The organism is Actinoplanes teichomyceticus ATCC 31121 (genome assembly GCF_003711105.1).
In the GTDB taxonomy this organism is placed as follows: domain Bacteria; phylum Actinomycetota; class Actinomycetes; order Mycobacteriales; family Micromonosporaceae; genus Actinoplanes; species Actinoplanes teichomyceticus.
Genome location: NZ_CP023865.1, coordinates 3618863 through 3645612, shown reverse-complemented (window position 1 = coordinate 3645612; position 26750 = coordinate 3618863). Strand labels below are relative to the sequence as shown.

The 26750-nt window shown below is 73.6% G+C and carries 22 protein-coding genes; 10 read left to right on the top strand and 12 right to left on the bottom strand.

The window, feature by feature from the left end; genetic code table 11:
* The first annotated feature begins 37 nt into the window (after positions 1 to 37).
* Together ACTEI_RS16060 and ACTEI_RS16055 are read left to right on the top strand one after the other, a co-directional pair.
* Positions 38 to 955: a carbohydrate ABC transporter permease gene (locus ACTEI_RS16060; RefSeq protein WP_122978409.1), complete on the top strand. Its 918-nt coding sequence runs from the start codon at positions 38 to 40 to the stop codon at positions 953 to 955.
* Positions 955 to 1881 (top strand): carbohydrate ABC transporter permease, encoded by a 927-nt coding sequence (locus ACTEI_RS16055; protein WP_122978408.1) that lies wholly within the window; start codon positions 955 to 957, stop codon positions 1879 to 1881. The genes ACTEI_RS16060 and ACTEI_RS16055 overlap by 1 nt, the downstream gene beginning before the upstream one ends.
* 12 nt (positions 1882 to 1893) lie before the next feature.
* On the opposite strand, the gene ACTEI_RS16050 is transcribed toward ACTEI_RS16055, so the two are convergent.
* A complete protein-coding gene (locus ACTEI_RS16050; protein WP_239082740.1) occupies positions 1894 to 3336 on the bottom strand; it encodes a GGDEF domain-containing protein in 1443 nt (480 codons plus the stop codon).
* Between the two features lie 161 nt (positions 3337 to 3497).
* On the opposite strand from ACTEI_RS16050, the gene ACTEI_RS16045 reads away from it, so the two are divergent.
* From ACTEI_RS16045 to ACTEI_RS16035, 3 genes are all read left to right on the top strand, one after another.
* The gene (locus tag ACTEI_RS16045) at positions 3498 to 5807 is read left to right on the top strand and encodes a putative bifunctional diguanylate cyclase/phosphodiesterase (RefSeq protein WP_145831128.1); all 2310 of its coding nucleotides are present in this window, start codon (positions 3498 to 3500) and stop codon (positions 5805 to 5807) included.
* A 144-nt stretch (positions 5808 to 5951) separates the two neighbouring features.
* Positions 5952 to 6287, top strand: coding sequence for an STAS domain-containing protein (locus ACTEI_RS16040; RefSeq protein ID WP_122978405.1), 336 nt, complete (start codon positions 5952 to 5954; stop codon positions 6285 to 6287).
* Positions 6288 to 6387: 100 nt separating this feature from the next.
* Entirely contained in the window at positions 6388 to 7284 is an 897-nt protein-coding gene (locus tag ACTEI_RS16035) for a helix-turn-helix transcriptional regulator (RefSeq protein ID WP_122978404.1), read from the top strand.
* Here the strand turns inward: ACTEI_RS16035 and ACTEI_RS16030 are convergent.
* The 3 genes from ACTEI_RS16030 to ACTEI_RS16020 form a co-directional block, all read right to left on the bottom strand.
* On the bottom strand, positions 7248 to 8291 hold the full coding sequence (locus ACTEI_RS16030; protein WP_122978403.1) for an NAD(P)-dependent alcohol dehydrogenase: 1044 nt from the start codon (positions 8289 to 8291) through the stop codon (positions 7248 to 7250). The genes ACTEI_RS16035 and ACTEI_RS16030 overlap by 37 nt on opposite strands.
* A gap of 160 nt (positions 8292 to 8451) precedes the next feature.
* Positions 8452 to 9063, bottom strand: coding sequence for an HAD family acid phosphatase (locus ACTEI_RS16025; protein ID WP_122978402.1), 612 nt, complete (start codon positions 9061 to 9063; stop codon positions 8452 to 8454).
* 116 nt (positions 9064 to 9179) lie between these two features.
* Positions 9180 to 10130, bottom strand: a complete 951-nt coding sequence (locus ACTEI_RS16020) for a FadR/GntR family transcriptional regulator (protein WP_122978401.1) — start codon at positions 10128 to 10130, stop codon at positions 9180 to 9182.
* A gap of 225 nt (positions 10131 to 10355) precedes the next feature.
* On the opposite strand from ACTEI_RS16020, the gene ACTEI_RS37005 reads away from it, so the two are divergent.
* Positions 10356 to 10517: a hypothetical protein gene (locus ACTEI_RS37005; RefSeq protein ID WP_164465981.1), complete on the top strand. Its 162-nt coding sequence runs from the start codon at positions 10356 to 10358 to the stop codon at positions 10515 to 10517.
* Positions 10518 to 10582: 65 nt separating this feature from the next.
* Here the strand turns inward: ACTEI_RS37005 and ACTEI_RS16015 are convergent, their stop codons facing one another.
* The 3 genes from ACTEI_RS16015 to ACTEI_RS16005 form a co-directional block, all read right to left on the bottom strand.
* Positions 10583 to 12382: a Xaa-Pro dipeptidyl-peptidase gene (locus ACTEI_RS16015; protein WP_122978400.1), complete on the bottom strand. Its 1800-nt coding sequence runs from the start codon at positions 12380 to 12382 to the stop codon at positions 10583 to 10585.
* 93 nt (positions 12383 to 12475) lie between these two features.
* A complete protein-coding gene (locus tag ACTEI_RS16010; protein ID WP_122978399.1) occupies positions 12476 to 14200 on the bottom strand; it encodes a multicopper oxidase family protein in 1725 nt (574 codons plus the stop codon).
* Between the two features lie 444 nt (positions 14201 to 14644).
* Entirely contained in the window at positions 14645 to 15256 is a 612-nt protein-coding gene (locus ACTEI_RS16005; protein WP_239082739.1) for a TetR/AcrR family transcriptional regulator, read from the bottom strand.
* A gap of 53 nt (positions 15257 to 15309) precedes the next feature.
* Between ACTEI_RS16005 and ACTEI_RS16000 the strand changes: the two genes are divergently transcribed.
* Positions 15310 to 16200, top strand: a complete 891-nt coding sequence (locus ACTEI_RS16000) for an alpha/beta hydrolase (RefSeq protein WP_122978397.1) — start codon at positions 15310 to 15312, stop codon at positions 16198 to 16200.
* On the opposite strand, the gene ACTEI_RS15995 is transcribed toward ACTEI_RS16000, so the two are convergent.
* On the bottom strand, positions 16190 to 17401 hold the full coding sequence (locus ACTEI_RS15995) for a DUF418 domain-containing protein (protein ID WP_239082738.1): 1212 nt from the start codon (positions 17399 to 17401) through the stop codon (positions 16190 to 16192). The genes ACTEI_RS16000 and ACTEI_RS15995 overlap by 11 nt on opposite strands.
* A gap of 150 nt (positions 17402 to 17551) precedes the next feature.
* Here ACTEI_RS15995 and ACTEI_RS37000 point away from each other — a divergent pair, with 150 nt between their 5' ends.
* Positions 17552 to 18685 (top strand): sensor histidine kinase, encoded by a 1134-nt coding sequence (locus tag ACTEI_RS37000; protein WP_145831129.1) that lies wholly within the window; start codon positions 17552 to 17554, stop codon positions 18683 to 18685.
* On the top strand, positions 18682 to 19332 hold the full coding sequence (locus tag ACTEI_RS15985) for a response regulator (RefSeq protein WP_122982180.1): 651 nt from the start codon (positions 18682 to 18684) through the stop codon (positions 19330 to 19332). Before ACTEI_RS37000 ends, ACTEI_RS15985 begins: the two co-directional genes overlap by 4 nt.
* 44 nt (positions 19333 to 19376) lie before the next feature.
* Here ACTEI_RS15985 and ACTEI_RS15980 read toward each other — a convergent pair whose 3' ends face one another.
* Entirely contained in the window at positions 19377 to 20357 is a 981-nt protein-coding gene (locus tag ACTEI_RS15980) for a polysaccharide deacetylase family protein (RefSeq protein WP_122978396.1), read from the bottom strand.
* 525 nt (positions 20358 to 20882) lie between these two features.
* Here ACTEI_RS15980 and ACTEI_RS15975 point away from each other — a divergent pair.
* A complete protein-coding gene (locus tag ACTEI_RS15975; protein ID WP_239082737.1) occupies positions 20883 to 22460 on the top strand; it encodes an FG-GAP repeat domain-containing protein in 1578 nt (525 codons plus the stop codon).
* Positions 22461 to 22578: 118 nt separating this feature from the next.
* Here ACTEI_RS15975 and ACTEI_RS37780 read toward each other — a convergent pair whose 3' ends face one another.
* From ACTEI_RS37780 to ACTEI_RS15960, 3 genes are all read right to left on the bottom strand, one after another.
* Entirely contained in the window at positions 22579 to 23250 is a 672-nt protein-coding gene (locus tag ACTEI_RS37780) for a hypothetical protein (protein WP_187645999.1), read from the bottom strand.
* A 176-nt stretch (positions 23251 to 23426) separates the two neighbouring features.
* Positions 23427 to 24893 (bottom strand): cryptochrome/photolyase family protein, encoded by a 1467-nt coding sequence (locus ACTEI_RS15965; protein ID WP_307837899.1) that lies wholly within the window; start codon positions 24891 to 24893, stop codon positions 23427 to 23429.
* A gap of 310 nt (positions 24894 to 25203) precedes the next feature.
* Entirely contained in the window at positions 25204 to 26652 is a 1449-nt protein-coding gene (locus ACTEI_RS15960) for a nitronate monooxygenase (protein WP_122978393.1), read from the bottom strand.
* Between the last annotated feature and the right edge of the window lie 98 nt (positions 26653 to 26750).

Here is a 26750-nt window from a genome sequence, read left to right as displayed (position 1 = left end):
CGCGGGCCCGGACGGTACGCGAGGAGGCGTGTCGGAAATGCCGTCGGATCTCAAGCCGCGCCGGTACCACCGCCGCGAGGCCGTGGCCGGCTACCTGTTCGTCCTGCCGTGGATCGTCGGCTTCCTGATCTTCACGCTGGGCACGATGATCTACAGCCTGGCCATCTCGTTCAGCCACTTCAACCTGGCGACCAACCGGATGCGACCGGCCGGGCTGGACAACTACCGGGCGCTGCTGGAGGACCCGCGGGTCGCCATGTCGCTGACCAACACGCTGTTCTTCGCGGTGCTCGCGGTGCCGGCCGAGGTCTGCTTCGCGCTGCTGCTGGCGGTCCTGCTCGACCGGGTCCGGCGCGGCGCCGGCTTCTTCCGGACGGTCTACTACCTGCCCAAGATGACGCCGGCGGTGGCCACCGCCGCGGTGTTCCTGCTACTGCTCAACGGCAACACCGGCGCGATCAACCAGGCGCTGCGAGCGGTCGGCGTGCAGGGCCCGCAGTGGCTGGTGGACCCGGCGTGGGTACGGCCCTCGATCGTGCTCATGGCGCTGTGGGGCGTCAGCGGCACCATGGTGATCTTCCTGGCCGCGCTCAAGAACGTGCCCCGCGAGCTGTACGAGGTGGCGTCCCTGGACGGCGCCGGCCCGGTCCGCCGGTTCTTCGCGATCACCCTGCCGATGATCTCCGGCGCCGTGTTCTTCGCCGTGATCATCCTGACGATCAACGCCTTCCAGGTGTTCGACCAGGCGTTCCTGCTGTTCTGGCGGGATCAGACCAACGTCGCCCCGGAGTCCTCGCTGTTCTACGCGGTCTACCTGTTCCAGCAGGCGTTCCGCCAGTTCAACTTCGGTTTCGCGGCCGCCATGGCGTGGCTGCTCTTCGTCATCCTGCTGATCCTGACGTTCGCGCAGGTCAGGATCGGCAACCGGTACGTTCACTACGAGGGAGAGCGGTGATGGCGACCACCGATCCCGGCGCCTCGTCCCCCGCCGTGCCGGCCGGGCGGGCGGCGGGCGGCCGGCGGCGGGCCCGGGCCCCGCGCCGCTTCTCGGCCGGGCAGCTCCTGCTCACCGTGCTGCTGATCGGGTTCGCCGCGCTGTTCCTGTACCCGCTGGTGTGGCTGGTAGCGGCCAGCCTGAAACCGGCCGGGCAGGTCTTCGACAACGCGCTGATCCCGCGCACCTGGCGCTTCGACAACTACGTGGACGTGTGGCGCGAGCTGCCGCTGCTGCACTGGGTGGGCAACAGCGTGTGCATCGCGCTGCTCGCCGCGGCCCTGGTCGCGGTCTCCAGCTCGATCGTGGCGTTCGGCTTCGCGTACTTCCGCTTCCCCGGCCGCGGCGTCCTCTTCGGCCTGGTGCTGGCCACGATGATGCTGCCCGCCTCGGTGACGATGATCCCGACCTACCTGATCTGGAAGCTGACCGGGCTGCTCGGCACCTGGGTCCCGCTGTTCGGCGCCAACCTGTTCGGCTCGGCCTTCTACATCTTCCTGCAGCGGCAGTTCTACCTGGGTCTGCCCCGGGAGCTGTTCGAGGCGGCGCGCATCGACGGCTCCAGTTACTGGCAGATGTTCTGGCGCATCGCGATGCCGCTGTCGCTGCCGTCGTTCGTCATCGTCTTCCTCTTCGAGTTCCAGGCCTCGTGGAACAACTTCCAGGGCGCGCTGATCTACCTCAACGCCGGCTCCGTCGAGGGGTTCACCGCGCCGCTCGGGGTGGCGTACTCGATGACCAAGTACAGCCCGACCGCCGGCGGGCACGCCGACTACCAGTACGTGATGGTGGCCGCGCTGCTGGTCACGCTGCCCATGCTGGTGCTGTTCAGTTTCGGCCAGCGCTACTTCATCGAGGGCGTGGCCACCCAGGGCCGTCAGGGCTGACCCCGGCCGGCGTCAGGCCAGGGCGCTCTCCCGGGCGGCCACGATCCGGTCACGGCCGGCGTTCTTGGCCTCGTACAGGGCGGCGTCGGCGCGGGCGGTGAGCTCGTCGGAGGTCTCCGTGCCGTTCCAGGTGGCGATGCCGGCCGAGAAGGTCTGGCCCAGCGGGGTGGCCCGGCGCATCCGGTCCAGGATCGCCCCGCCCTGCTCGACGGCCGCGTCCGGCAGCATCAGCACGAACTCCTCGCCGCCGTACCGGGCCAGGTGGTCCACCGAGCGCAGCTGCTCCTGCCAGGCGGCGGCCGCCTCCTTCAGCAGCCGGTCCCCGGCCGGGTGCCCGTACGCGTCGTTGAACCGCTTGAAGTGGTCGATGTCGACGACCGCGACGGTGAGCGGGACGCCGGTACGCCGGGCCCGTTCCACCGCGCGTGGCAGCTCGGTGTTCCACGCCCGCCGGTTCGGCAGGCCGGTCAGCTCGTCGGTGACGGCCAGCTCGCGCACCCGCTCGGTCTGCCTGTCCAGCTGCGTGATCAGCTGCGACATCCGGACCAGCACCAGCAGGAACAGCGCGATGCAGCCGAGCGCGATGGCCAGCGCGTCGGTCACCCGGTCGCGGACCGCCTGCAGGATCAGCAGGGTGGGCCCGATCAGCGAGGCGACGGTCAGCGCGAGCAGCAGCGTCCGGCTGATCCGGCCGGTGCGCGGCGCCACCGCCCGGGCCAGCGAGCGCACGTCGGGGTGCGCCGCGGCGGCGCCGAAGAGCAGGTAGCCGGCGAGGAACACGTCGGCGAGGACCTTGTGCGCCATCGGGCCCGGCTCCCAGACCATCTGGTTGATCACCGCCCAGGCGCCGTCACCGGCGAGGAAGCAGCCCAGCGCCGCGCACACCAGGCGGAAGGAGGTGTTCCGGGCGCCGCCGCTGATCATCAGCCGGACGGTCATGGCCAGCAGCACGACGTCGCCGACCGGGTACGCGACGCTGACGATGTGGCCGAGCAGGCCGATGGTCGGGTCGGCGGCGGCCGGTTTGACCATGAAGACCCAGGCGAGCAGCCCCATGCCGGTGGTCAGCGTGGTGGCGTCGACCAGCCCGGACCAGTCGCGCTGGGCGGTCCGGCGCCGGATGAGCAGCAGCAGGCCGGTGGCGCACGCGGGATACAGCGACAGGTAGGCGGCGTCGGCCCAGGACGGGAAGCCGGGGTCGGCCTGGGTGCGGGTCAGCACGTACTCCACCAGGATGCCGCTGGCGTTGCCGGCCACGCCGAGCGCGATGAGCCACCAAGTCGCCGACAGCTCCGGGCGGCGGCTGCGGACCGCGGCGACGATGATCGCGGCGGTGAGCCACCCGACCGCGACCTGCCACACCAGCTGCAGCGTGCTGCCGTCCGGCACGGCCAGGAACCCGAGCACCGCGACGGCGGCGACGACCATGTGGAAACGCATCAACCGACTCGCCATGCCCGGGGCCACCTCCGCTGTGCCGACAGAAGGCCATGGCATCGGGCGACGGTTGCCGGACGGGTGCGATCCGGGGTGCGATCCGGTAGCGCGCGTCCCCCGTCCACGACGGCGGGTCGTGATCTCAGGTCGGCCGGGATCACGCCGATGAACATCGCGGCGTGACTGGACGACGGGACGGGGGCACGGTGCGCGGTTGGCGATGGCCCGCCTGGGCGGCGGTTCCCGGCGTGCTCACCGCGGTCACCGCGCCGCTGGCCGGCGTGGCCGTGCAGGAGTACGCCTACGCCCTGGTCGGCTTCGGCTCGGCGGCGTGCGTCGTGGCCGGGGTACGGCGGCACCGCCCGGCCCACCCGCGCGCCTGGCTGCTGCTGGCCGCCGCCCTGAGCTGCGGCGCGGTGGCCAACACGGTGTGGGGCGCGCAGCTCAGCCTGGACCTGACCGTGGCCCCGACGTTCTCCGTGGTCGACCTGCTCTACTTCGCCATGTACCCGCTGCTGGCGGCCGGGATGGCGATGCTGCCCGAGCGCCCGCCGGGCGGCTCCCGATGGGCCGGCACGGCCGAGGCGGGCATCGTCACCTGCACCGGCGTGACGCTGGCCTGGATCCTGCTGTACGACCCGTACGTGGTCGACGTCGATCGGGTCCCGCCGGACAGCGGCGCCATCGCCTACCCGCTGCTGGACCTGCTGCTGGTGGCCATGGCGGTGCGGCTGCTGGTGGTGCAGCGGCGGCTGCGGAACACGCACGTCGGCCTGCTGCTCATGGCCGTGCTGCTGACCGTGGCCGACATGCGGTACTTCCTCTCGGTCACCGAGGGCGGCTCCTGGTCCGGTCCGGACCTGAGCGTCACCGCGTGGCTGCTCGCCTTCACGCTGCCCGGGGTCGCCGCGCTGCACCCGGCCACCGCGGCGCGGCCCGCCGCCCCGGACACGACCACCGGCGGCCGGCGGACGGCGCTGCTGCACGGCGTGCTGGTCCTCATCGGCCCGGCCGCGACCGCGTACGCGCTGCTCAACGACTACCACGCGGACGACCTGGACCACCTGGACTTCCTGCTGCCGCTGGCCGCCACCGCGCTGATCAGCCTGCTGCTGGTGATCCGGATGACCAACGCGCAGCGGCAGCTGGGGCGGCACGCCGAGTCGCTGGCCGCGGCGCTCGACGAGCACGCGGTACTGCAGGCGTCGCTGCGGCACCTGGCCGAGCACGACGCGCTGACCGGACTGCCCAACCGGCGTCTGCTGGAGAGCCGGATCGCCGCCGGCCCGGCACACGGGTTGCTGCTGCTGGACCTCGACGGCTTCCAGGACGTCAACGACCGGCTCGGCCACCAGGCCGGCGACAACCTGCTGGTCGAGATCGCCGCCCGGCTGCGGGCCGCCCTGGGCCCGGCGGACCTGCTGTCGCGTACCGGCGGGGACGAGTTCGCCGTCCTGGTGCCGGGCACCGACCGGGAGCTGCTGGGCATCCGGGCCGGCGCCGTGCTGACGGCGTTGCAGGCGCCGGTCACGGTGTCCGGGTACACGCTGCACGTCACGGCCAGCGTCGGGGTGCGCCCGGCGGACGGCGCCGACGTGGCGCACACCCTCGGCGACGCGGACCTCGCCCTGTACGCCGCCAAGGCAGCCGGCAAGGACTGTGCCGTCTGGTACGAACCCGAGCTGCGCCAGCGGCAGACCGAGCGCATCCGGGTGGTCGAGCGGCTGCGGCACTCCCTGGAGCGCGAGGAGTTCGTCGTCCACTACCAGCCGATCGTCGACCTGGCCGGCGCCCGGACGGTGGCGGTCGAGGCGCTGGTGCGCTGGCTGCCGCCCGGCGAGGCGCCGGTCCGGCCCGACCTGTTCATCCCGGCCGCCGAGGACAGCGGCCTGATCGTCGCCCTGGGCGAGTGGGTGCTGCGCCGGGCCTGCGCCGAGGCGGCCGCCTGGCACCGCGCGCACGGGGTCACGCTGACCGTCAACGTGTCACCGCGCCAGCTGGCCGACGACGAGTTCACCGCGAAGGTGCGCCGCAGCCTGGCCGACACCGGCCTGCCCGCCGCCGCGCTCACCCTGGAGATCACCGAGGGGATCCTGGTCCGGGAGGGCGTGCCGAGCGCGCAGGCCCGGGCGCACCTGGAGGCGCTGCGCGGGGACGGCGTCCGGATCGCCGTGGACGACTTCGGCACCGGGTACTCGTCGCTGGCGTACCTGCGCGACCTGCCGATCGACGTCCTGAAGATCGACCGGTCGCTGATGCCCGCCGACAGCGACGACACCCGGCAGATCGCCCTGGTCCGTACGGTGGTGGACCTGGCCCGGAGTCTGCGGCTGACGACGGTGGCCGAGGGCATCGAGACGCCGTTCCACGCCGCCCTGCTGCACGAGCTGGGCTGCGACCGGGGGCAGGGCTACCACTACGCCCGCCCGATGCCCGCGGCCGACTTCGCCGCGCGGCAGCGACCGGCCGAGGCGGCCGAGGCGGCCTGAGCCATCGGATCGGGCGATCGGCGGTGGTCCGTAACCTGTCGAAGGCTGTACCCGGACCGCCGCACGACGAAGACTGTGGATAGCGCGCGGCACGCGCGACGATCTCGGTCCGGAGGTCAGCACGATGAGAACCGGCCCACTGCCATGAGCGGCGACTTCCTGGAGCGCGGGATCTGCCGGATCAGCGTGCACCGCACCGCGCGGATCGTCACGGTGACCGTCTCCGGTGATCTGGACCTGCTGGTCAGCGCCCCGCTGCGGGAACTGGTCAGCGGCCTGGGCGACGCCTCCACCGAGCGCGTCGTGGTCGACCTCGCCGCGCTGGACTTCATCGACATCGCCGGGCTGCGCGCGCTGCAGCAGGCCCGGCACGCGGTGACCGGGCGCGGCATCGCGGTGACGCTGCGCCATCCGCCGGCGCACCTGAGCTGGCTGGTGAACCTGCTCGGCGTCACCGACCTGCTGCTGGACGCGCGTTGACGGGTGCGCCCGGCCGGCGCCGCGGCGTCAGCGGCGCGCCGGACAGGGGTGTACTGCCAGGGCGTCCCAGGCCGGCCGGGCCCCGTCGTACCGTCGAGGCATGGACAACCGAGCCGAGGTGCGGGACTTCCTGATCACCCGACGCGCCAAGATCACCCCGCAGCAGGCCGGGCTGCCCGTCACCGGCAACCGCCGCGTCGCCGGGCTGCGGCGCAGCGAGGTCGCCTCGCTGGCCGGAGTCAGCGTCGAGTACTACGCCAAGCTGGAACGCGGCTCGCTGGCCGGGGTGTCCGCCGGCGTGCTCGACGCGATCGCCCGCGCGCTGCGGCTCGACGACGCCGAGCGCGCCCATCTGGTGCGCCTGGCCCACGAGGCGAACGGCAGCAGCGCGCTGCTGCGGCCCAGCCGCCGGCCGCGGCCGTGGACGGTCCGGCCCAGCCTGCGGTGGGCGCTGGACTCCGTCACCAGCCCGGCGATCCTGGTCAACAACCGGCTGGACATCGTGGCGGCCAACCTGCTCGGCCGGGCGATGTACGCCGACCTCTACGCCGACCCGACCCACCAGCCGAACTTCGGCCGGTTCACGTTCCTCGACAGCGCGGCCCGCCGCTTCTTCCCGGACTGGAACCTGGCCGCCGACTCGATCGTGGCCGACCTGCGCACCTCGGCCGGCAAGGACCCGCACGACAAGGGGCTGCACGACCTGGTCGGCGAGCTCTCCACGCGCAGCGACGAGTTCCGCCGCCGCTGGGGCGCGCACAACGTGCGCATCCACGGCACCGGGGTGCAGACCTTCCGGCACCACGTGGTGGGTGAGCTGGCCCTCTCGTACGAGAGCATGGATCTGCGCGCCGACCCGGACGTGGCCATGAAGATCTATGCGGCCGAGCCCGGGTCGGCGTCCGCGCACGCGCTGACGCTGCTCGCCTCGTGGGCGGCGGCCGGTGGCGACGAGCCGGATCAGCGCAGGGAGTCGATGTCGATGACGAACCGGTAACGCACGTCCGACTTGAGCACCCGCTCGTAGGCCTCGTTCACCGCGTCGGCGTCGATCACCTCGACCTCCGGGGCGATCCCGCGCTCGGCGCAGAAGTCCAGCATCTGCTGGGTCTCGGCGATGCCGCCGATGCTGGACCCGGCGAACGAGCGCCGGTTGCCGAACAGCGCGAACGCCTGCACCGGCAGCGGCTGCGGCGGGGCGCCCACGCTGACCAGGGTGCCGTCGAGGCGCAGCAGGCGCAGGTACGCGTTGATGTCGATCGGCGCGCTGACCGTGTTGACGATCAGGTCGAACGTGTTGGCGAGCGCCTCGAAGGTGGCCGGGTCGCTGGTGGCGTGGTAGTGCTCGGCGCCGAAGGCGAGGCCGTCGTCCTTCTTGCTCAGCGTCTGCGACAGCACGGTCACCTCGGCGCCCATCGCGACGGCGATCTTGACGGCCATGTGGCCCAGGCCGCCCATCCCGACGACGGCGACCTTCTTGCCCGGCCCGGCGTTCCAGTGCGCCAGCGGCGAGTACGTGGTGATCCCGGCGCACAGCAGCGGGGCGGCCGCCTCGACCGGGATGGCCTGCGGGACCCGCAGCACGAAGTCCTCGTCGACGACCACGTGCGTCGAGTAGCCACCCTGGGTGACGGTGCCGTCGCGGTCGATGCCGGCGTACGTGCCGACGTTGCCCTTCAGGCAGTACTGCTCCAGCCCGGCGCGGCAGTTCTCGCACTCCCGGCAGGAGTTGACCATGCAGCCGACGCCGACCCGGTCACCGACCGCGTGCTTGGTGACCTCGGCCCCGACCTCGGTGACGTGCCCGACGATCTCGTGCCCGACGGTGAGCGGGTAGGGCACCTGGCCCCAGTCGCCGCGCACGGTGTGGATGTCGGAGTGGCAGATCCCGGCGTACCGGATCTCGATCAGGACGTCGCGCGGTCCGAGGTCACGCCGCTCGATCGTGGTACGCACGAGCGGTTCGGTGGCGGACGGCGCGGCGATGGCGTTGACGGTAAGAATGGCGGTTCTCCGATCATGACGGGTCTCTCCCGATCATTACTCAGGAAACCGCGGTGTGATCCACCCGGGGACTCCCTTTCGATAGGTGTACCGGCAGGGCACCCCTCAGGCGCGGGCGGCGGCCGCGGCCCGGCGCCACCCGCGCCGCGGCCGCCGCGGCTCAGTCCAGCTGGCCGTCGTAGTCCGGCAGCTTGAACGTCCGCTCGGCGTGCCCGCCGGCCAGGTCGGAGGCGCTGTTGCCGACGTTGGCGACGATCGTGTAGCCACGGCGCTCGATGTCGATGCGGGCGTTGGTCTTCAGTGTCTGGTTGCTGGAGAAGTCGAGCGTCGGACGGGTGTAGAGGTCCGTCCACGCGTAACCGACCGCCTTGAGGTTCACCGCGGTCGGCGCTTCGATGATCTCCGGCCGGGCGGTGACGAAGAAGACCGCGGCCCCGGCCCGGCGGGCCTGCTGCGCGAGGGCCAGCACGCCGGGCGTCGCGGCGTACGGCTTGTATTTGCTCTGCAGCGCGGTGTTGTCGATGTCGAGCACGATGGCGGCCCGGACGCCGGAGGCCGGCAGGCGCCCGCTCAGGTAGGTGGCGGCCTGGTCGGTCACCGTCCGCACGTCGGCGAGCCAGTTCTCGTACGACGGCAGCGCCTGCGCGCTGACCGCGGCGTGCACCGGGGCCGGGGCCGCCGACGCGCCGGTCGCGGTGGCCACCAGGCCCGCGGTGAGCGCGCTGGAGCAGGCGGCGGTGAGCAGCACACCCCGCAGCACGGCGTTGCGCATATGTTCTCCTCGATCGTCTCGGACGTGGCCGCGGTAGTCCATCGGCCGCGGATGTCCGGCCGGCGACCCGCAGGTTATCGACGACCGCAGATGAGATGACGGTGGGTCGACACGGCTCAGCGGCCGGGCCACGTCTGACTGTCGAGCAGCCGCCGGATCTCCGGGACGAACCCCGTCCAGCCGGGGCCGTCGGTGTCCAGGTGCGCCAGCGCCGCCTCCAGCGCCAGCGCCACCGACTCCGGCAGCGGGCCCTGGCGGATCTCGGCGAGCAGCGCCCGGGAGAACCCCTCGGCGGCCGAGCAGCGGCCCTGCCGCACGGCCGCGGCCAGCCCGCGGTGCAGCCACAGCGACAGCGCGGTCGGCGCGTCCGGGAACGGCTTGTTGCCGCCGGTGCCGACCCGGTCGCGCAGGATCCGGTAGTCCAGCGCGACCGCCACGTGACCGGTGAGGTCACGGAAGAACTCGTTGCGGCAGCCGCGCAGCAGGGTGGCGTGGAAGCGGACGTCGACGGACCGGTAGGCCTCCCGGTGCGCCGCGCCCGCCGCCGTCTCCGCGGAGAACGTCTCGTCGCGGCCGAGCTCCTGCAACCGGCGTGCCAACCGGACGAGCTCGGCGGACTCCGCCTCGGAGAACCGCTCCGCGGCCAGGAACGACGCCACCGGCTCGATCGCCGAGCGCAGCTCGGTCAGCGACCGCATGAGAAAGCGCGGCGACGAGGTGAGCTGCCGCCGGACGGCGGCCAGGTCGAAGACGTCCCAGCCGGCCGGCTCCCCGGCATCCCCGGGCCGGCCGGCGGGCAGCCCGGCCGGCGAGCCGGACGCCAGCCGCTCGGCCTGGAACGCCGCCGTCCACAGTGCACCGAAATGGTCGGTGTCGCCGCCCAGTGCCTCCACCACCGCCTTGACCAGCTCCCAGCCGGGCAGCTTCGCGCAGCTCAGCACGATTTTCACGGTGGGGTGGGAGATCCTGCCGCCGGAGTTGCGGGCGATCTTGCGCAGCGACGGCTCGAACGCCCGCAGGCGCAAGGCGTCGAGCTCCGCCCGCAGTCTGATCAATTCATCGCTCATCCGAACCGTCCACACCGACGCCCGACCGAGAGGATCGCCTTCCTTGGTAGCACACCGCACGACCACCGTATGTCGCCCGGAAGAATCCACTTGAGACGCTGTGGAAAGGAATGGAAAGGGGCGGAAAAGCTGATGCAGAAATCGGTAAGAATCGTCTCGCGCCGGTGACTGCGCGCACCGCCGGGACCGACACTGGGAGCATTCCGACGCAGGAAAGGAACACCCATGACGATCGAACCGATCAGCACGGCACTCCTGATGGTCTTCCCGCCGGTCTTTCTCGCCGGCGTGTACCTGTTCTCCGCCGACGCGTGCCGGCGTCGCCGGGCGTGGCGCCTCATCGGCATCGCGCTCGGCCCGGCCGGCGGGCCGGAACACCGGCGGTAGCGCGGTCGCCGGCGCCCGGGGTGACCCCGGGCGCCGGCAGCGGCTCGCGCGACGGGAGCCGCCGGCTAGGACAGGCGCAGCTCCAGCCGGGACAGCGCGGGACGCACGCCGACCACGGTGCCCGCCGGATAGCGCAGCGTGTGGTCCCGGTCGGTGGAGATCAGCACCACCGCGATCCGGTGGCCGGGCGCGAAGACGTGGTCGGTGCTCTGCAAGTCCCACCGGAAGGTGTACGGGCGACCGGCCCGGATCGGCGTGGTCCGCGCCGGGGAGAGCCGGTTGCGGACGTCCAGCCACCCTCGGGTGACGATCTCGTGCTCGGTGGTCGCGGTGACGTACTCGCGGCGGTTGAAGCAGCCCGGATCGCCCTCGATGCCGGGGCCGACACAGTCCTGCACGGTCAGCGTGCGCAACCCGGCGTACCGGTCGGCGGGGCCGTGGTCGACCAGCAGCGCGGTCAGGTACGGCGAGTCGCCGCGCAGATCGGCGCGGACGGTGATCCGCGGCGTCCCGCTCACCCGCGTCGCCCGCCGCAGCGGCGCGCTGACGTAGGCGTACCGGTTCGGATCGGCCCCGGTCACGTCGGCGGCGAGGTCGTCGGCGGTGCGTGCCGGATCGTCGACGAAGGTCTGCCGGGGGCCGGAGCCGAGTCGCAGCGAGACCGCCCGGCTGCCCGGGACCGGCCAGGTGGCCGAGGTGCGCCACTGGTTCGGCGCCACCTCCACGTCGGCCATCGGCTCGCGCATGATCCCGGTGTCGATCCGGTACAGCCACTGGTCGAACCACCGGTGCAGGGTGGACAGCCAGACGTCACGCCGGACGTTGAAGGGGTCGGTGTGCCCGGCCTGGTGCCACCAGATCTTGCGCGGCACGTGGCGCGCGGCGAGCGCGTCCCACCACTGCCCCGCCTGCCGGGTGCGCACGTTGTCGTCGTGCAGGCCGTGCACCAGGAAGACGCTGGCCCGGACCCGGCGCACGTCGCGCAGGTAGTCGCGCTCGGCCCAGTAGGCGCTGTAGTCGCCGGTCTCCCGGTCCTGCGCGCGCTCCAGCGCGTCCATCACCCCGGCGCAGACCTCCGGGCTCGCCCGGGTGAGCACCGCCCGGGCCAGCACGTCGGTGTCCTCGCCCTGGAACCCGCCGGGCGCGACCACGCCGCCGCCGGCGCGGTAGTAGTCGTACCAGCTGGAGATGCCGGCGATCGGCACGATCGTCTCCAGGCCCTCGACGCCGGTCGCGGCGACCGCGTTGGGCAGCGTGCCGTTGTAGGAGACGCCGATCATGCCGGTGCGGCCGGTGGACCAGTCGGCCCGGACCGCCGTGCCGTCCGCGTCGACGGCCCGGGCCCGCCCGTTGAGCCAGTCGACGACGGCTTTCATGCCGAGCGTCTCGTTGCGCCCGCCGGAGGTGGGGCAGCCGTCCGACCCGCCGGTGCCGAGGCTGTCGGCGAAGGCCACCGCGTAGCCGCGCGGGACGAAGTAGTTGTCCAGGTATCCGGCGAAGGTGATGCTCTGCGCCCGGTCGGCGGTCGCGGTGGGCGCGAGACCGGCGGCCCCGCCGCGGTCGATGTCGTCATGGTTGGGTACGTCGTTGAGCCCGGCGTAGTACGGGCTGGCCTGGAAGATCACCGGCACCCGCAGCCCGTCCGCGCTGGCAGCGGGCCGGATGATCCGCACGGCCACCCGGTCGGGCCGGCCGTCGGTGTCACTGTCGACACCGGTCTGCACCCAGACCTGCTCCCGGATGGCCCGGGCGTAGTCGTGCACCGGCTGGGTGCCGGGCGAAGTGGCGCCGGCCGCGGGCGCGGCGACCCCGGCCGACGGTGCGAGAAGAACGGCGAGGGCGGCGATCGATACAGCGATTCGCATCGCGCCACCATATCGCCGATCCTCGATCCCGCGGGTCCGGGACACACCGGCGTCCGGCCGGCCCAGCGGGGCGCCGGCCGGACCCGGGAGCGGTCAGTGGTCGTGGTCCTCCTCGTGCGGGTGGACCGCCATCACCTGCGCCGGCATCACCACGAACGGCCGCATCATCCCCTCGTCCTCGTGCTCCAGCAGGTGGCAGTGGTAGACGTAGCGCCCCGTGCCGCCGCTGAACTGCCCGGCGACGGAGACCAGCTCACCGGCGGCGACCCGGATGGTGTCCTTCCACCCCTGCTCGTTGGGATCCAGCGTGCCGGCCCCGCTGTAGGTGGCGGTCACCCGGGTGACCCCGCCGGAGTCGGTGGTCGTGTTCACCGTGTACGCGTGCCGGTGCAACGCCTGGAACCGGATCAGGTGGATGTGCATCGGGTGCACCGGCCCGCCCAGGTTGAGGAAGTTCCACACCTCCCAGGCCCCGGCGTCGACGTGGAAGTTGAGGGTGCCGTCGAAGCTGGTCGACACCCGCTCGAACACCCGGGTGACACCGCCGGAGTCGGTGACCGTGACCGTCGGCTCGGTGGTGGCCGAGGCGTCCTCGATCTCGCGCAGCTCCCACATCTGCGGGTGCGGCGACTGCGGTCCCGGCGCGGTCAGCGCCACCCACCGGTGCCCGTGTGCGGGCAGGTTGTCGTGGGTGATCCGGGTGAACGACGGGGACGTCCGCGACGGCAGCGTGAAGAAGTCCCACACCGGGAAGGCGCCCACCCGGAACTGCATGACGTCGGGCACCGGCGCCGGGTCCAGCGTGTTCACCAGGCGCAGCGCCTTGCCGCGCTGCGCGCTGAAGTCGATCAGCAGATCGGCCCGTTCCGCCGGCGCCAGGGTCAGCTGGTTGACCGGCACCGGCGCGGGCAGCAGCCCGCTGTCGGTGCCGATCTGGTACGCCGCGCCGGTGACGGGCGCGCCGTTGCGGTCCACCAGGGCCAGCCGGAAGACGCGCGAGTTGGACGCGTTGAGCACGCGGAAGCGGTACCAGCGCGGCTCCACCTCCAGGTACGGCCAGATCACGCCGTTGACCAGGGTGAACGGGCCGGTGAACGGCAGCGTCGCCGGCGGGTCCGCGCTCACCTGCACCACCTTGTGCAGCAGCTGCCCGGTCAGCCCGCCGGTCGGGTCGGTGTCCAGATTGCGATCGGCGATCACCAGCGGCACCTCGTTGGCGCCGCTGGGCAGGCGCAGCGCGTCCTCCTCCGCGTCGCGGATCAGGTACATGCCGGCCAGCCCGGTCATCACGTTGAACGCGGTGATGTCCATGGCGTGGTCGTGGTACCACAGCGCGGTGGCCGCCTGGTCGTTCGGGTACTCGGCCAGCTGGGACCCGCCGCGGGAGATCCCGTCCTCCGGCCAGCCGTCGCTGCCGCCGTCGGTACGCGCGCCGTGCAGGTGCACCACCGTCCACGGTGGCAGGGCGGCGACCTCCGGGATCGGCTCGGCGCCCTCGCGTCCGGGGCGGTCGGTCGGCGGCGGCGTGGAGTTGGGCACCCGCACCGCGACCAGCGGGTAGTTGCCGCTGAGATCGCTGCGCCAGGCCACCCGCAGCCGCTGGCCGCGGCGGACCTCGATGGTGGGTCCCGGGAAGCTGCCCTCGTAGGCCCACACCAGCGTACGGGGCAACGACGAGTGCAGGCGCACCCAGACCGGCCGGGCCGAGACGGTCACCAGAGCGCCGTCGGCGGGCGCCCGCAACAACGGCGGGATGCGCAGCGGATCCGTGAACGGCACCAGATCGGTGACGGCGGACACGGGTAGCGTGGATGTCATCGATGTCCCCTTTCGCCAGTGCTGATGTCGGCCATGCCGTCGAAGGGGTCCGGGCGCCGGAAAATGCACAGTGGACCGCTAGGCCGTGAACCCCGCGGGGGGCGAAGCCGGCTGATGCACAGATGGCAGCACGCCGCATCCCGCATAACCAGTCTTTTATCTCGAAAGAGTCGTTCATCCGCCTGTTCGGGTGCCGCGGCGGGTACGCCGCGAAGAAATCGGCCGGCTTCGGGATACGTTGATCTGCCACGATTCGCGCGGCCGGCGTTTCCGGCGTGACGAGCGGCCACGATCCGGCCGCGGGCGCCACTCGCCGGCGGCGTTCCACCATGAACATCGGCCCGATGCAAAAGTGAATGGGAGCCGGGAAATCGCGGGCGCCGGTTCGCATTCCATTCCGCCGCCGTGTCCGGCGTCATGAAAGGACCGTCCGGGCGGCAGGATTCAGTCCTCGACGGAGGGTCCGGGCGCGACCGCCGCGGCCGCGATCCGTGCCGAGCTCTCGGCCAGGCCGGGCACCGCCGGGCCGCGCATGAGCGCCAGCTCGTGGAACACCGGCGCACAGGCGGCGACCACGACCGTGCGAGCGTCGACGCGAGCGGTGGCCTCGCCGCGCGCCACCGCACGCTCGACCACCACGGCCGCCCGCGCGTACCGGTCCGCCCAGAACGACCGCAGCGCCCGGGCCGCCGCCGGGGACCGGAACGACGCGGCGATCAGCGCCTGGGTGATCGAGGCCGGGTCGGCCAGGGCCGCGACCACCTGGTGGTTGATCTCGGTGAGGTCGCCGAGCAGCGTGCCGGTGTCCGGCGGCTCCCACGGCTGCTCGCGGGCGGCGTCCAGGGTGTCGGCGAGCAGGCCGCCCGGGTCGCGCCACCGCCGGTACACGGTGGTGCGGTGCACGCCGGACCGCTCGGCGACGGCGTCGACGGTCACGGCGTCGTATCCGTGCTCGCGCAGGATCGCCGCGACGGCGGTCAGCACCCGCTCCCGGGTGCGCGCGGTGCGGCCGCCGGGACGGGCCGTGCCGGGAACGGGTTGCGCATCGGACTCCACATCGTTAATGCTACACCAGTTGCATTTACCGATCATCGGGAGCGGGAGGCGTCATGAGTCGGGAGATCCACTTCGAGGTCGACGGCGGCCACCTGGCCGCCGTCGACCACGGCGGCGCCGGGCAGCCGGTGCTGCTCGTGCACGGCAGCGGGCACAACGCCGCCGCGTGGGACGGCATCGTGCCCGGCCTGCTGCCCGGGCACCGGGTGGTCGCGGTGGACCTGCGCGGGCACGGCCACAGCAGCGCCACGTCGAGCACCGCCGAGCAGTACTGGCGGGACCTGGCCACGGTCGTCGCCGCGCTCGGCTGGGACCGCCCGCTGCTGGTCGGCCACTCCACCGGCGGCTACGCGGTCACCGCGGTCACCGCCGCCGGCCTGGTGCGCCCGGCCGCGCTCTGCGTCGTCGACGGGCTGGTCCTCGACGACCGGCCCACCGCCCAGCGCACCCTCGCCGCGTTCCGCAGCGCGGAGGCCGCCGAGGACCTGCGGCGCACCTTCGGGTACGGACTGCGCCTCGACCCCCGCCGGCGCGACGAGTGGATCGAGGAGCGGGTCGCCCGCGCGCCCACCGACTGGCTCGACGCCGGCGCCGACCCGGCCCTGGTCCGGGCGGTGTCCACGCGCAGCCTGGTCGCCGACCGGACCGGGTGCTACCTGCGCCGGCCGGACGTGCCGGAGATCGTGGCGACGACCGGCGCGCCGGTGGACGCGCCGGTCCATCCCAGCGTCGACGTGTACGACAGGATCACCTGTCCACTCACGATCGTGCTGCCCGACGACGGCTTCTACGCGCACCGGCGCGCCGAGGTCGCCGCCGTGGTGGCCGCCGCCGCGGGGCGTGAGCTGGTCGCGCTCCCGGGCGGTCACAACGTGGTGATGACCCGTCCCGGTGCGGTGGCGGCGGTCATCCGGGACATCGCCGCGCGGGTGGTCAGCGGGTGATCCGCCAGGGCGGCACCTCGGCGTTGGTCACCATCCGCAGCAGCCACTCGACCGGGCCGTACCGGTGCCGCCGCAGCCACCACGCGCTCAACGGCAGCTGCACGGCGAACAGCGCCACGGCGACGGCGAACACCGCCGGGGGTCCGAGCCGCCCGGTCAGGGCGGCGCCGTACCCGGTGAACAGCAGCGAGCAGACCAGCGACTGGAACAGGTAGTTGCTCAGCGCCATCCGGCCCGCCGGGGCGAGCGCGGCCGCCAGCCGCGGCCGGGCCGTGCCGGCAAGCAGCACCGCGGCGCCGTACGCGGCGGCCAGGGCGGGTGCGGCGAGCAGGTCCAGCGCGAGCACGGCCAGCTCGGCCGGGGTGCCGGCGCGGTACGTCTCGACGTAGGCGTACAGCGCGCCGGCGGGCAGCCCGACGGACAGCCCGGCCACCATGATCCAGCGCAGCCTGCGGCGGTGGCGGCCGGCGTCGGCCAGCGCCCGCCGGGTGCCGGCGGCCAGCCCGGCCAGGAACATCGCCAGCGCCGCAGGGGCCTGGAACAGCAGCAGCAGCGCCGCGGTGTCCGGCAGGTCCCGCAGGTGCTGGGCGATCACCTCGCCGGGACCGCCGCGGTAGGCGGCGCCGGTCGCCAACGCCCGCCCGGCCGCCGCCGGATCCGGCCCGCCGGCCCCGCCGGAGGCGTGCAGCGCGATCGCCAGCAGCGCGTACGCCGCGGCGGCCAGCACCAGCAGCCCCGCGGCGACCCACAGGGCCCGCCGCGGGCGCAGCCGGCGCAGCACCAGCAGCACCACCCCGAGCAGCGCGTAGGTGGTGAGGATGTCACCGGGGAACAGCAGCACCGCGTGCGCGGCCCCGATCACGAACAGCCCGGCGAGCCGGCGCGGGAACCGCCGGGTGATCCGGGCGCCGCGACGGGCCGCCGAGTCCATCTGCAGCGTGAAGCTGTATCCGAACAGGAACGAGAAGAGCAGGAAGAACTTCGTCTCGAACAGGGCCGTGACGGCCAGGTGGACCGCCGTGTCCAGGGCGCCGTGGTGCGCCGGGTCGGCGATCCCGGTGCCCTGGAACGGCGATCCGAAGTAGGTGATGTTGACGGCCAGGATGCCGAACAGCGCGAAGCCGCGCAGGGCGTCGACCAGGCCGATCCGGGACGTGGCCGGCTCCGGTGCGGTCCGTGGCAGTGGTGGGGCGGCGGTCAAGGAAACCTCCTGCAGGTGTCGGGCAGCCCCGACCGTACGGAGGAAACCGGGTCCGGCACGTCCGGCGCCGGTCGGACCGTGCGTACGACCAAGGTCTGATCTCGCGCCGCGACCGGCGACCGGGCCCCGGGTGATCACTAAGCTGGCGGGATGTCCGCCGCCGACGCCGCTTCCCGCGCCCGGGTGGGCGCCGCCGCCGCACTCGCCTCGCTGGGTTTCGCGGCGCTGGCGCTCACCGAACTGTTCACCGGCGACACCCTGCGTGGGCCGGTCGCGGCGAACGTGGCGACCACGGTGCTGACCACCGCGCCGCTGCTGTTCGGCGCCGCCCGCCCGGTGCTCACCGGCGTGATCGCCCTGGCCGCGCTGCTGGCGCAGACGGTGTGGCTGACCCCGTCCACGCATCTGGCCATGCCGCTGGCCGCCGCGCTCGCGGTGGCGTACGTCGCGGGCCGGCACGCCGCCGGCCGCGCTGCGGCGCTGGGGCTGCTGACCGGCGCGGTCGCCGGGGAGTGGCTCGGCCCGATCGCGGTCAACCGCGACCCGGTCGACGACGCGATCTTCGTGACCGCGCTGCTGGTCGTCGCCTGGCTGGCCGGCCGCGCCCGGCGGGCACGGGCGCTGCTGCACGCCGCCGAGCGGGAACGCGACGCGGTCGCGGCGGCGGCCGGCGCCGCCGAGCGCGAGCGCATCGCCCGCGACCTGCACGACGTCGTCGCGCACGCGGTCACCGTGATGGTGGTGCAGGCCACCGGCACCCGGCTGGTGGCCCGGGAGCGGCCGGAGCTGGCCGTGCGGGCGCTCGCCGAGATCGAGAGCACCGGCCGGGAGGCGCTCGACGAGCTGCGCCGGATGCTCGGGGTGCTGCGCGGCCCGGCCACCGACGCCGCCGGCGGCCTGCCCGAGCTGGACCGGCTGGTGCAGCGGGCGCGCGCGGCCGGCGCCCGGGTGGAGCTGACGGTGGAGCCGGCGGCCCGCGCGGCGCCACGGGCCATCGCCGCGGCTGCCTACCGGATCGTCCAGGAGGCGGTCACCAACGCGTTGCGGCACGCGCCGGGCGCGCCGGTCAGCGTCACGGTCGGCGGCGGCGGGCCCCGCCTGACCGTACGCGTCCACAACGGACCGCCCGCGCCCGGCGCGACCGCCCCGGTCACCGGCGCCGGGCGCGGGCTGGCCGGTCTGCGCGAGCGGGTCGCGGTCCACCAGGGGCAGCTCAGCAGCGGGCCGGCCGACGACGGCGGGTTCCTGGTGGAGGCCGTCCTGCCCTGTGCGGAGTACCGGTGAGGCCGGTGCGGGTGCTCGTCGTCGACGACGAGCCGCTGATCCGGACCGGTCTGAGCCTGGTCGTCGACGCCGCGCCGGACCTGTGCGTGGCGGGCGTGGCGGGCACCGGCGCGCAGGCGCTCACCGAGACGCGGCGGCTGCGCCCGGACGTGGTGCTGCTCGACATCCGCCTGCCCGACCGCGACGGCATCGAGGTGGCCGGGGACCTGCGCCTGCTCGCCGACGCGCCGCGGGTGGTGATGGTGACGACGTTCGGGCTCGACGACCACATCGAGCGGGCGCTGCACGGCGGCGCGGACGGGTTCCTGCTCAAGGACGCTCCGGCGGAGACGGTGCAGCAGGCGGTCCGGGCCGCCGCCCGCGGTCAGGTGGTGCTCTCCCCCGAGGTGGCCCGGCACGTGGTGGACCGCTACACCGGCCGGGCGGCGGCGCCGGCCGTGCTCACCGACCTGACCGAGCGGGAACGGGAGATCCTCGACCTGGTGGCGGACGGCCGCAGCAACGCCGAGATCGCCGCCGCGCTGTTCATCTCGCTGGCGACGGTGAAGACGCACGTCACCCGGGTGCTGGCCAAGCTGGGGGTGCGCAGCCGCGCGCAGGCCATCGTCCTGGCGCACCGGCACGGCCTGACCGGGCGCCGGTCATGACGGCGCGGCGGCCGGGGTCCGGCCGCCGCGCCACGGGGGGCCGGTCAGGTCGCGGTGCAGGAGGCCGTCGGCCAGCTCCAGGCGCCGTTGGCCTGGATGGTGACGCCGAACGTGTTGCCGCTGCCGTTCGGCCTGGCGACCATCTGCTGCGCGTTCGGCCAGCTGGCGCTGGTGTTCCAGGTGGCGATCACCTTCGCCGGCGAGGGGAGGTTCAGCGTCACGGTCCAGTTGGTCGATCCGGAGACCGCGACGTTGAGGTTGTACCGGTCGCTCCACTGCTGACCCGCCGAGAGCGTCGCGGTGCAGCCCCCGGTCGGCGGCGGGGTGGTCGGCCCGCTGGTCGGCGGGGTGCCGGTGCCGGTGGGCGCGACCGCCCGGCCGGTGGTCGGCGAGATCATGCCGGCGCACAGGTTCCGGGCGGCCAGGCCCTGGGCGATGCGCGGGATGGCGGCGACCGTGTTGGCCGGCCAGTCGTGCATCAGGATGACCTGCCCGTTGGTGAGCCGGGCCGCGGCCGCCACGATCGCGTCGGTGCTGGCGTTGTTCCAGTCCTGCGAGTCGACGTCCCAGATGATCTCGGTGAGGCCGTACCTCTGCTCGACCGCCCGCAGCGTCGCGTTGGTCTCGCCGTACGGCGGCCGGAACAGCTTCGGCGTGCCGCCGCCGGCGTTGGCGATGGCGGTCTGGGTCCGGGAGATCTCCGAATCCATGCTCGCCTGGCTCAGCTGGGTCATGTGCGGGTGGGTGTAGCTGTGGTTGGCGACCCACATGCCCGCGTCGACCTGGGCCCGCACCAGCGCGGGGTTGGCCGCGGCGTTCTGACCCTGGTTGAACATCGTGGCGCGCAGGCCGTTGTTGCGCAGCGCGGTCAGCAGATTCTGGGTGTTGCCGGCGGTCGGCCCGTCGTCGAAGGTGAGCCCGACGTAGCCGTTGCAGGTGGCGGCCTGCGACGGGGTGGCGTCGACGGTGACGGTGACGATGCCGGCGGCCGCCACGATCGCGGCCAGGGATGCTGCCACTCTCATCGGCCGTCCGCCCCGGGTGCGTGCGCCTGATCTGGGTCGAGCGAAGATGTCGGGCATTGCGGTTCGTCCTCCCGGTACGCCTGGTGGGGGATGTCAGGCAGCGCGGTACAGCCGGCGGTGGCGGTGCCCGGCACCGCGAGCCGGCGGAGTGGCACATCACAGAGGCTGACCTGAATCGACAGCAACTGATGGCTGTCGACAGCGGAAGTATTGGCCCGTCAATGCCGCAGTGTCAACAACTTTCGGATACATACCGGAAACAAGATGGGATCGACGAGTGACCCGCGGCCAACTTTTCGCAGGTTGAACAGGGGTATCCGGGAAGCTGTCCGCAATGGACGAACAAACTGCCTCAGAAGTTGCGGAGAGGCATCCCGAAACTTTCGGGGGCTTTGCGGGCCGTTCCGGAGGGCCGGGCACGACCCGCAGGCCGAAATGATCAAGGTGATTCGCGCCCTTCCGCCACCGCCCGCCGGTATGGAAGATTGGTGCAGCACGATGGCCGTGATCGGGGAAGGTCGTGAAGTGTCAGCGTTTCAGGTAGGGCCGCACCACCGCCGCCGGACCACCGCCCGCAGCTGGGCCGCGCCGCCGCTGCTGCTGTCCGTGACGCTGGCCGCCGGACCACTGGGCCTGCCGGACGCCGCCCACGCCGCCACGCCCACGACCCGCGCCGCGGCGGTCCCGGCGGCGGCATGCCGGCCGGGCACGGCCGCGAACGCCGACCGGGCCGTCGCGGATCAGCTGCGGCCGCTGATGAACGGCCGGCGCCTGGGCTCGTCGGTGAACGCCGGCAGCATCGCGTGCGCCCGCGTGATCGTGCGCAACGTGCAGGCCCGCGGCCTTCCCCGGCGGGCGGCGGTCATCGCGGTCACCACCGCGATCGCCGAGAGCACCCTGCACAACTACACGATCGCGGTGGACCACGACAGCCTGGGCCTGTTCCAGCAGCGCCCGTCGATGGGCTGGGGGCTGCCCGGCGAGCTGACCGACCCGGACTACGCGACGAACGCGTTCCTCGACGCGATGATCCGCAAGCACCCGGGCGGCAGCTGGCGCACCGGCGACATCGGACAGATCTGCCAACGGGTGCAGATTTCCGGCAAGCCCGCCGCGTACTCACCCGAGGTGCACGACGCGCAGCTCATCGTCGACCGGGTGTGGGCCGGCGCCGGCGCCCCGGCCGCGAGCCCGGCCACCACGCCCGCCACGCCGACCACCACCCCGACACCGCTGAAACAGGCGAACGGCCCGTTCCAGCGCTCGCTCGCGGTCACCCCCACCGGGCTGGCCCCGGCCGACGAGCGCCACCACATCTCGATGGCCGACTGGAACGGCGACCGGCGCGCCGACATGGTGGTGGTCCAGGGCGCCGGCACCACCACCGGCCGCACCGAGGTACGCGTCCTCAACGGGGCGACCAACTTCCAGGCGCTGGTGCTGAACACCGCCACCGCTCTCGGCCCGGCCGACCAGCGCTACGCGTTCTCGGTGGCCGACTGGAACGGCGACGGCCGGCCGGACCTGGTGGCGGTGCAGCGCTCCGGCACCGCCAGCGGCCGCACCGAGCTGCGGGTGGTCGACGGCGCGTCCAGTTTCCAGCGTCTCCTGGTGGACACCACCACGATGCTCGCCCCCACCGACGAGCGGCACTCCTTCGCCGTGGCCGACTGGAACAGCGACGGCCACAACGACGTGGTGGTGACCCGCAAATCCGGTCCGGGCGGCCGGCGGACCGAGGTGGGCGTCCTCGACGGCGCCGCGAACTTCCAGCGCGACCTCCTGCAGGCCCCGGTCACCCTGCCGCCGACCGACGACCGGCACGACATCTTCGTCGCCGACTGGAACGCCGACCGGCGCCCGGACGCGGTCATCGTGCAGAAATCCGGGACCACCAGCGGGCTGACCGAGGTGCGCATCCTCGACGGCGCCACCACCTTCCGCAGCGACCTGCTCCAGGCCAGCACCCCGCACGGCACGACCGGTGCCCGTGACGACCTGTCCGTGGCCGACTGGAACGGCGACGGCCGCCTGGACCTGCTGGTGGCCCGCAAGTCCGGCACCACCAGCGGCTGGACCGAGGCGCACGTGCTGGGCGGCTGACCGCGCCTGGTTGACCCCCTCGCCGGTGCCCGGGTCGCGCCGCCGTTCAAGCGATCCCCGGACGATCCAGACGTCCGACCTTGCGGGAACGACGCGCCGTGGCAGCGCGGGAGAGCTCCTACCAGGACGGGGGCGGGGCGGTGGGCGGCGCCGGGTCGTCGGTCACCGCCCGCTGCACCACCTCGTAGACCTGCCGGACGTCGAGGCCGTGCCGGCGGGCGATCGACTCGACGTCGTGCCCCTCGCCGTACTCCGCGACGATGGCATCGACGTCCGGGAAGGCCGGCACCGGACCGGCGTAGCCGGGCACCGGACCGGCGTAGCCGGGCACCGGACCGGCGTAGCCGGGTGGGGCATAGGGGGCCGGTGGCGCGTAGTGCTCCGGGGTGGGCGGGGGCGCTTGATAACCCGGCGCCGGGTACCCCGGTGGCTGATGAGCCGGCGGCGGGTACACCGGCGGCGGTTGATAGCCGGGCCCGGGCGGCGGGTACACCGGCGGCGGTTGATAGCCGGACGGGGGCGCGACGTGGTAACCCGGTGGCTGATGACCCGGCGCGGGGTACGTCGGCGGCGGGTGGTGGCCCGTGGCGGGGTACGGCGGCGCGGGATGACCGGACAGGCCCGGGTGGGTGTGACCGGCCGGGCCGACCTCCCGCTCGATCACGGCATAGACCTGCGCGACGGTCAGGCCGTAGCGGTGGGCGATCCCCTCCACATCGAGCCCGTCGCCGAACTCGGCGACGATGCGATCCTCCCTGCTCGGATACCCCTCGGCGCCGTCCCCTGTCACACGGTCAAGCTACCGCCCGCCGGTCGGCGTGCGCCACCGCTCCCGGGAAGTCCGGCCACCCGAATGCCTGCACCACCGACGCGGGCGCCGCGGATGCGAGCGGGACGTCGCCCGGAACGACGGCAGGCGGCCGGACGCTCCGGCCGCGAAGGTGGCGCCGCGATCGCCGGGAACGGTCAGGGGGCGCGGGAGCCGCGGGCCTTCTCCTGTGCGAGCACGGCGTCCAGGTCGGTGAGGCGGTGCAGGCCCTGCAGCGGCCGGCGCAGCCGGTGATTGCCGGCCAGCGCGTGTTCGTGGCGGGCCAGGAAGCTCCAGTACCCCGCGGTGTACGGGCACGCGTCCGCGCCGAGCCGCACCTTCGGGTCGTAGCGGCAGCCGCCGCAGTAGTCGCTCATCCGGTTGATGTAGGCGCCGCCCGCCGCGTACGGCTTGCTGCTCATCCGGCCGCCGTCGGCGAACTGGCTCATGCCGACCACGTTCGCCGTCATCACCCATTCGTACCCGTCGACGAAGCTGCGGTGGAACCAGTCGGAGACCGCGTCCGGCCGCCAGCCACGCTGCAGCGCGTAGTTGCCGAGCACCATCAGCCGCGGGATGTGGTGCACCCAGCCCCGGTCGCGGACCCCGGCGAGCACATCGGCCAGGCAGCGCGCCCCGACGGCGCGGGCGTCCAGCTCGGCGAACCACCTCGGCAGCTGCCGGTGGGCGGCCAGCTCGTTGACGGCCCGGTACTCCGGCTCGAAGTACCAGTACAGGTGCCAAATGAAGTCCCGCCAGCCGAGGATCTGCCGGATGAAGCCCTCGGCGCCGGCCAGCGGCGCCGACCCGGCCCGGTACGCGCTCTCGGCGCCCTCGATCACCTCGAGCGGGTCGAGCAGGCCCAGGTTGATCGCCGGGCTGAGCAGGCTGTGCGCCATCCACGGGTCACCGGACAGCATCGCGTCCTCCTGCGGGCCGAAAGATGGCAGCCGCTCGGTGACGAAGTGGCGCAGCCGGGCGAGCGCCTCCTCGCGGGTCGCCGGGAACAGGCGCGGGCCGTCGTTGCCGACGAAGGCGATGCCGTCCTCGCGCTGCCAGCGGTCCAGGTCGGCGCGCACCCGGTCGTCGATCTCGTCCTCGACGACCGGCGGGGGCGGTGGCACGTCCAGGTGGTCGGCGCCGCGCGGCGGCGGCTCCCGGTTGTCGGCGTCCAGGTTCCACCGGCCGCCGGCCGGCTCGGCGCCGTCCATCAGCACGTCGTGGCGGCGCCGGGCGTACCGGTAGAAGTCCTCCAGTCGCAGGTGGTCGCGCCCGTCCGCCCAGCTGACGAAGTCCTGCGGGGCGGTGACGAAGCCACGCGGCGGCAGCATCTCGACGCCCGGCAGGCGCCGGACCAGGCCGCGGGCCGCCCGGGAGGTGGGATGGCAGACGGTCAGCGGTTCGGTCACCGCTTCGGCGTACGTCTCGGCGCGCACCAGCCGCACGTCACCCTCCGCCGCCCGGTGCCGCAGCGCGGACAGCACCAGGTGCGCCTTCTGCCGGTGGAAGGCCCGCCGCCGGAACACCGCCTTGGACTCCACCAGCAGCACCGGGTGCTCGGGCGTGTCCAGGAAGTGCGGGCCCAACTGGTCGGCGAACAGCCAGCGACGTCTCACCCGTGCCATGCTGCCGCACGACATCGGCTTTCCTCCCGCGAATCCGGGACGATCCGCCGGAAGCGGGCGCCCCGGTCATCCCGGTCGGCGGTCCGCGGGCCGGCCGGGTTCCGCAGCCGCCGGGTCGACGGCCGGCAGGGCGTCCACCGGGTGCGGCGGCACGTCAGCTCGACCGGCCCTCGTCGGCATACGCCGCGGTGGTGCCGCGGGACGGCCCGGGTGAGCCCGAGGCGCGCGCCCGGCGCCGTCTCGGCGGCGATTCGGGAGGCCGCGCCCGCCCGCACGGCACGGCCGCACCACGGCGGGCGGGCCGGTCGCCTCACCCGGGGACCGGTGCCGTTCGCCGGGCGTCGCCGAGCAGGTGGCCGATGACGTCGGCGGCGCGGTAGTCGTCCCCGTCGCGGGTCAGGTGCGCCAGGAAGGCGACGTCCTGGCCGAGGGTCACCAGCGGCGGCTCGGTGTAGTCGCCGTCGCGGCGCTGACCCAGGCCGATCGTCGCGACCAGACCGTTGCACAGGCACCGGCTGCCCACGGTGTCCTCGACGGCGCCGCCCTTGCGTACGTACTCGTCGACCGGCTCGGCCGGGCACCGGTACCCGACCGCGCCGTCCGGGCGGCGGTACGGCGTCCGCAGGTAGCTCAGGTCGCACCTCCGCGGCCGCTCGGCGTAGACGTCCTCCGCCCCGGTGGTGCCGGGCAGCGGCGCGACCTTGAACGGGAAGCCGGTCGGGGACGCGCGGACGTCGTTGTGCACCACCAGCGCGCCGCTGCGGGCCTCGCGCACCAGTTGCCGCCGCACCCCCTCCTCCATCCCGGACTCGCGGCACAGGGCGAACGCCGTGCCGACCTGGATCCCGGCCGCCCCGGCCGAGCGCGCCTCGGCCAGCCGCCGCGGGTCGGCCTGCCCGCCGGCCAGCCAGAACGGCAGGCCCAGGGCGGCGATCTTGGGCAGGTCGAGCCGGTCGCGGGGGCCGTACACCGGCTCGCCGCCGGAGTCGAGCACCAGTTTCCCGCGCGGCCGGGCGCTGTGCCCACCGGCTACCCGGGTCTCCACGACGAAGCCGTCCGGGCGGGTGGCCTCGTCCCGGGCGAGGTAGAGCGCGAGCGTGGCGGAGGAGACGATGGCCAGCAACCGCGGCCGCCGCAGCGGGCCGGGCACCTCGCCCAGCAGTTCGCCGGGGTCCAGGGCGAGGTGGTGGCCCTCGCCGGGCAGGGCGCCGTGCACGCTGACCGACAGCCGGGCCGGGCGGTGCAGCGCCAGCGCGTCGAGCAGGCCGGGGATCTCGGTGGGCAGCCCGGCGCCCATCAGCACGTAGTCCACCCCGGCGAGCATCGCGCCGTAGACCGCCGGCGCGGTCGCCATCTGGATCTTCTCCAGGTAGTTGATCCCGACCGGACCGTCGTGGCCGTCCTTGGCCAGAAACACCTCGACGAAGTTGGCGACCACGGTCAGCTGCTGGCCGATCCGGCGCGGCAGCACCCCGAGCCGCGGCACCGGCCGGAACGGGCGGCCCGCGGGCAGCCCGCCCTCGACGTAGTAGCGCTCCAGCACCGCCCGGGCCACCGCCGGGACCGGGAAGTGGGCCAGCGCGCGCCGCATGTGCCCGTCCGGGTCGCCCAGCTGCAGCCGCCGCGCGAGCAGCACGTCCAGGGCCACCCCGGAGACCACTCCGAGTTGCCCGGTGCGGCTCACCGCCCGGGCCAGCCCCCAGCTGGAGACACCGACACCCATCCCGCCCTGGATGATCTCCGGGTTGCCGTCAACCATGTTCGCCCTTCCTGGCACCGTGACGCCGTCCGGACCCGATGGGCCCAGGGAGATCATTCGGGGCTCCCGACCGGGGCCACCAGGGGCAGAGGTCCCGG